The sequence below is a fragment of the Ferrovibrio sp. genome, assembly GCF_036381655.1.
Classification (GTDB): Bacteria; Pseudomonadota; Alphaproteobacteria; order Ferrovibrionales; family Ferrovibrionaceae; genus Ferrovibrio.
This window is the reverse complement of sequence record NZ_DASVCJ010000052.1, coordinates 1-4,758: the sequence shown is the minus strand read 5'-3', so window position 1 is coordinate 4,758 and position 4,758 is coordinate 1. Positions and strand designations below refer to the sequence as shown.

At 62.9% G+C, this 4,758-nt stretch carries 7 protein-coding genes; 2 read left to right on the top strand and 5 right to left on the bottom strand.

Annotated features, from left to right (window positions below):
* Window positions 1-538, top strand: a 538-nt coding sequence (locus tag VF194_RS10290) for a TRAM domain-containing protein (protein WP_330890654.1), incomplete at its 5' end; no start/stop codon positions are given.
* A 33-nt stretch (window positions 539-571) separates the two neighbouring features.
* On the opposite strand, the gene VF194_RS10285 is transcribed toward VF194_RS10290, so the two are convergent.
* Window positions 572-970, bottom strand: coding sequence for a hypothetical protein (locus tag VF194_RS10285; RefSeq protein ID WP_330890652.1), 399 nt, complete (start codon window positions 968-970; stop codon window positions 572-574).
* Between VF194_RS10285 and VF194_RS10280 the strand changes: the two genes are divergently transcribed.
* Window positions 965-1,249 carry a hypothetical protein gene (locus VF194_RS10280; RefSeq protein ID WP_330890650.1) on the top strand — a complete coding sequence of 95 codons (285 nt, stop codon included), beginning with the start codon at window positions 965-967 and terminating at the stop codon, window positions 1,247-1,249. The two genes, VF194_RS10285 and VF194_RS10280, sit on opposite strands and share 6 nt — an antisense overlap.
* Window positions 1,250-1,298: 49 nt before the next feature.
* On the opposite strand, the gene VF194_RS10275 is transcribed toward VF194_RS10280, so the two are convergent.
* From VF194_RS10275 to VF194_RS10260, 4 genes are all read right to left on the bottom strand, one after another.
* The gene (locus VF194_RS10275; RefSeq protein ID WP_330890648.1) at window positions 1,299-2,210 is read right to left on the bottom strand and encodes a class I SAM-dependent methyltransferase; all 912 of its coding nucleotides are present in this window, start codon (window positions 2,208-2,210) and stop codon (window positions 1,299-1,301) included.
* A complete protein-coding gene (locus VF194_RS10270; RefSeq protein WP_330890646.1) occupies window positions 2,197-3,057 on the bottom strand; it encodes a GNAT family N-acetyltransferase in 861 nt (286 codons plus the stop codon). The genes VF194_RS10275 and VF194_RS10270 overlap by 14 nt, the downstream gene beginning before the upstream one ends.
* A 158-nt stretch (window positions 3,058-3,215) precedes the next feature.
* The gene (locus VF194_RS10265; RefSeq protein ID WP_330890644.1) at window positions 3,216-4,259 is read right to left on the bottom strand and encodes a glycosyltransferase; all 1,044 of its coding nucleotides are present in this window, start codon (window positions 4,257-4,259) and stop codon (window positions 3,216-3,218) included.
* Window positions 4,260-4,340: 81 nt separating this feature from the next.
* On the bottom strand, window positions 4,341-4,758 hold a 418-nt coding region (locus VF194_RS10260), incomplete at its 5' end, for a hypothetical protein (protein ID WP_330890641.1).

The following is a 4,758-nucleotide window of genomic DNA, read 5'->3' as shown; positions in this document are numbered from 1 at the left end:
CATGCGCCGGCCGGGCAACCAGGAGAAGGTGCTGCAGCGCATCGCCAAATGGCGCGAGATCTGCCCGGACTTGGCGATCCGCTCCACCTTCATCGTCGGCTTCCCCGGCGAGACGGAGGAGGATTTCGAATTCCTGCTGGACTGGATGCAGGAAGCGCAACTCGACCGCGTCGGCTGCTTCAAATACGAAAATGTCGAAGGCGCCGCGGCGAACGATCTGCCTGACCACGTGCCGGACGAGGTCAAGCAGGAGCGCTGGGAGCGCTTCATGGCTGCCCAGCAGAAGGTCAGCGCCAAGCGGCTCAAGCGTTTCGTCGGCCGCACGCTCGACGTGCTGGTGGATGAGACCAAGCGGACCACCGCGATTGGCCGCAGCTTTGCCGATGCGCCGGAGATCGATGGCATCGTGAAGATAAAAAATGCCGCCACCGTGAAGGTCGGCGACATGGTCAAGGTGAAGATCGAGAAAGCCGGCGCCTACGATCTGAGCGGCACCATTCTGAGCGACGAAAGATCGTCTCGCCAGACTGACGGTTAGGCGGCTGCCAGGCCATCGCCTCAGCCGTCGGCGTCAGGGAACAGGTGACAGCAGGTCTCGAATTTCCTGGGACATCGCATTCCACATGCGGTCGCGCCCCTCATCGCCGACGTCTTGCAACCAGGCATTGTCATCCCCTTGGAAGAGATTGCTGTGCACCGTCTCAAGTTTCTCGTCTGCCAGCTGCAGGTCCAGCGCCTGGCATACCACGCGAACGACGGCGGGCGTGTCCTGCTTGACCCGATCATAGAACAGCCAATGGATCTTTAGCGGGCTGTCAGGATTCTTCGACTCATTTACCCAGTCCTGCAGCCATGGAATGCACCGCTCGACACAAACCCCCATCTGCTTGGCGACGAGGCCGTGGCCACCGTCATCCAAACCGGGGACGGCCTCATTTCCTGCAAAAGCGATGATACTGTCGTCATGCATCGGCGGCTTGGCAGGGGGATGCAATCGCCGACGCCGGCCTATGCATGGCGCGGCCGGAAGCTCAATGCCGGCTGGGTGACCACGTTCAATGATTATGCCGTCGTCTCCGAGAACCGCGTAACGCCTGTACCCAGCTCCATCAGCCATAAGGTCGCACCGCTATTGGGCTGCGCCGTGACGACGGCACTTGGCGTCGTCAACACCGACGCACAGGTGGCGATCGGCGGATCGGTCGTCGTCATTGGCGTTGGCGGCGCAGGGCTGAACAAGGTCATCTGATCGGCATTGCCGGCTCGCCTTTGCGTGACTGGACCGAGAGGGCTTCCTCTTATTTCGATCGCTTGAGGAACTGAAAGACTACGCCATCCCAGTGGCGGAATTGCACCGCGCTGTCGCAGACGGGCTCCAATCCGGTCGACACCACCAGCCGCAACAGCTCTTTACGATCAGCCGAGCGGTCAGCACGATAGGAATAATTGACGATCAGCAGGGCTCCACCCGGCTTCAGGAGCCGCGCTGCATCTTCTATATGGCGCGCGGCAACACCGGCATCGACCAGGTAGGGAAAGCTGTCGACGGCGCAGACCAGATCGAAACCTTCATCGGCAAAAGCCGCCAAGTCTCGCCCCGAGCCACGCATCAAAGCAACGCCGGTAGAACCAGCGCAGCGTTGCCGCGCCTGGCGCAGCATGCCCATCGAAATATCGATCCCGACCATCAGACGCAATTCGTTGCCCAACGGCTTGAGAAAGCGGCCGTTGCCGCAGCCGATCTCAAGCGCTGCCTTGTCGGCACCGAGCAGTCCCCGGTCGCGCATGTAAGCGACGATTTCCGCCGTGGCGGCATCGAGCAGGTCGGTTCTGCCCAGGGAATAGAGCGCAACGCCGGCCTCCGGTGAAACGGCACAGACCTCGTCGAAGATCGCCGCCCATCGGTCGATCGATGGATGCTCCGGCTGGTGCGGTTTGGCGACAAGCGACAGCACGGTCCGCAGCGTATCCCAAGCCGCCGGCGTCTCCCGCCAAAGCTTCCGGATTGCTTGCAGCCGCTGCCGCATCGCCCTCTCGTCGGCCTGTTCCGACAGCGCGATGGCGACATCGATATCCGCCTCGAGATCATCGCGGGTTTGCGCGGCCTGCACCATCTGCATCAATGCCACATTGGCCGGCAGGGCTCCGCGGGCACAGGCCTGCAGGGGTTCCGGCAGGTCCTCCAGCGTTCGGCATTCACGCCGCCACATGCCGCGCCCATTGCCGCCGGAACAGGCGGCGCTGATTTCGGCGCGGCGCGGCGCCCCATTCCGCCTTGTAGCGCTCCGAGCCGCGCAGAAAGTCGATCTGCGTCGCGCCTTCGACCAGCGCCTGCTCGATGACAGAGGCGAGCAGGACACTGCCGGAGCTCTCGAAGGCGTATGCCGGATCGAAACCACTCAAGTAGCAATAGGTGCGGCCGGCATGCTGCAGCCCATGGTAGACGGCGACCAAGTCGGAGCCGATCATCAGGGCATACAAGCGTAAGATGCCGGTCATCAGAAGCGGCTCGGCGCTCTTGTGGAGAAACTGGCCAAGGCGCGGATCGGCGAAGATGTCATCATGGCCAAGCGTCGCCTGGCGCAGGCGGTTCAGCCGGACAAGCTCATCAACCAGGGCCGCTACGTTCTGCTTGTCGGCAGTGAGGATGCAAAGCTCACCGCGTCTGGCGGACCGCCTTCTTGCCATACGCAGTTTGCGCTGCTTGACTTTGGGCAAGAGAGCTGACAATTCGCGCCGCCGCGGTGCGATCTCGACGGCATAGCACTGACTTGCCGGTTCTATCACCTCGTCGCATCCGGCAGGGCACGGCAGCTGCTTCGCCGATGCCCAAGGCGGCAATTCCGTCAATTCCCATTCGTCCCAGCCAGGGGCGGATTGCGCGATACGAAGGGCAAGATCGCCAGCCAGGGCCTCGTCGGCCTGCGGATCAAGCAGCAGATCGAGGTAGTCGCTGGTCCCGATGCCCAGCTGCAGCAGCCGCCCAGCGTTCTCACCCTTTTCGAGATAGAAGGGCGCCAAGCCGATCAGCCTCTCTTCCATCCAGGCCGCGGCCACATGCAGATCGCCCGGCGCGAAGGTCTCCCACCATGGCAGCAGCCAGGCCGGCGACTGGAATGGCGTCGCTTGCGGACAGCGCCGCCAGAGCTCCCACCATGCCGGCTCCAGGGCCGCGAGGGCGTCATAGTCACGGATCAGGCGGATATCGATCGCCATCAGGATGCCACACGCCGATAATGCGAGGGGCTCCTACGGCGGATCAGCCCGCCATAGGCGGCGAAATAGCCGCGGATCATCGGTTCCAAGGCGAAGCGCCGGCGTGCGACATCGCGACATAGCGCCGCCTTGATCGTCGAGGCCTTCGTCATGGCGACCGCCATCTCATCGACCGTATCGACCAGGAAACCTGTGCGGCCGGGCTCGATCGTATCCCGCAAGGCTCCACGGGCAAGGGCAACAACCGGCGTGCCGGCGGCGGCCGCCTCGCGTGCCACCAGTGAGCTCGTCTCAGCGACGGTCGAGGCGATGAGCACGCAGCGCGCCGACGCCAGCAGCCGACGCTTGCCCAGCCTGCCGACCGGGCCGATATAGCGGAGGTGTTCGTCGAGACGTGGCAGCACCTCCGTCTCGAAATAGCGCTGATGCGCTTCGTAGGGAAACAGCGCACCTGCGATCAGTAACGCCATATCGGCGCGCTTGGCCGCCTCGATGGCCAGATGGATGCCCTTCTCCGGACATATCCGGGCGAGCATCAGCGCAACATCCCTGCGTTCGATATCCAAGGCATAACTGTCGACATCGACGCCATTCTCAATCGGCGCCAGAAGATGCGCATTGCGTCCAATATCGGCATGCTGAGCAGATGAAACGCAATGCAACCATGTTTGCGGTCGTATCGGATCGAGGGCCGCCGATGAATAATAGGCGATTGGCAAATGCAGGGTTGCCAGTACCGGCGCTCCCGGTGGTGGCAGATAGGTGTCGAAGTCCACACCATGCATATGGATGAGATCGACCGGCCAGCGCTCAAGGGCCGAGTCGATGGCTTGGCGCCACTGAATCCGGGTGGCCGCCGCCGCGCCTTCCAGATACCCCTCTTCCTGGCTATTACCGGCAGCAGCGAGGCGGCCGACCTTGGTCGCCCTGTTGCGCGAGATCGGCACTGAGACCAAAGTGCCGGCGACCCGCGAGCTTTCGCTGGCGATGACAATGGAATGGTGGCCCGCCGCCGTCAGCGCCGCGTCCAGGCTGACCAGCACCTGCTCGGCGCCCCCCGCCGTATCGGGTGCAACCGGTGCGAAGGGATAGGCGACGCTCAGGATGCAATACGGCATAGCTCCTCACGGCAAGGAAGCCATCACTGGATGCTCGCTGCGCAGTTGCTGCTGGGCCGAACGGGCCAATTGCAGCCACCGCTGTCCGTCCATCCCCCAATCCTGCTGCTCGTAAAACAGGCGGCCCTGATTGGGCAACGCCGTGAAATCGTACTTGGGAGCTACACGATAGCGCTCCACTGCGATATCGAACATCTCAAGGACTGCGCGCTGCGTCTCGTAGCTTTCGATCATACAGCGCTTGCGTGATACCTCGTCCGGCGTCAGTTCGATCTCGAGAACCTGTCCAGCAGGCTCCGTGAATGTCTGCGTAAGCAAGCCGGCGGGACCGAGGCGATAGAAGGGCATTTCGAGGATGTCTATGGCGCGTTCCTCCCGGCTGAGGAGCTGCACGGCATGATGGACCGCATAGGCGGTGGCATCA

Bases quoted from the DNA above. Each gene is read 5' to 3' on its own strand.
- VF194_RS10280 (WP_330890650.1), top strand. From the start codon at position 965: ATGCATCGGCGGCTTGGCAGGGGGATGCAATCGCCGACGCCGGCCTAT.
- VF194_RS10285 (WP_330890652.1), bottom strand. From the start codon at position 970: ATGCATGACGACAGTATCATCGCTTTTGCAGGAAATGAGGCCGTCCCC.
- VF194_RS10275 (WP_330890648.1), bottom strand. From the start codon at position 2,210: ATGTGGCGGCGTGAATGCCGAACGCTGGAGGACCTGCCGGAACCCCTG.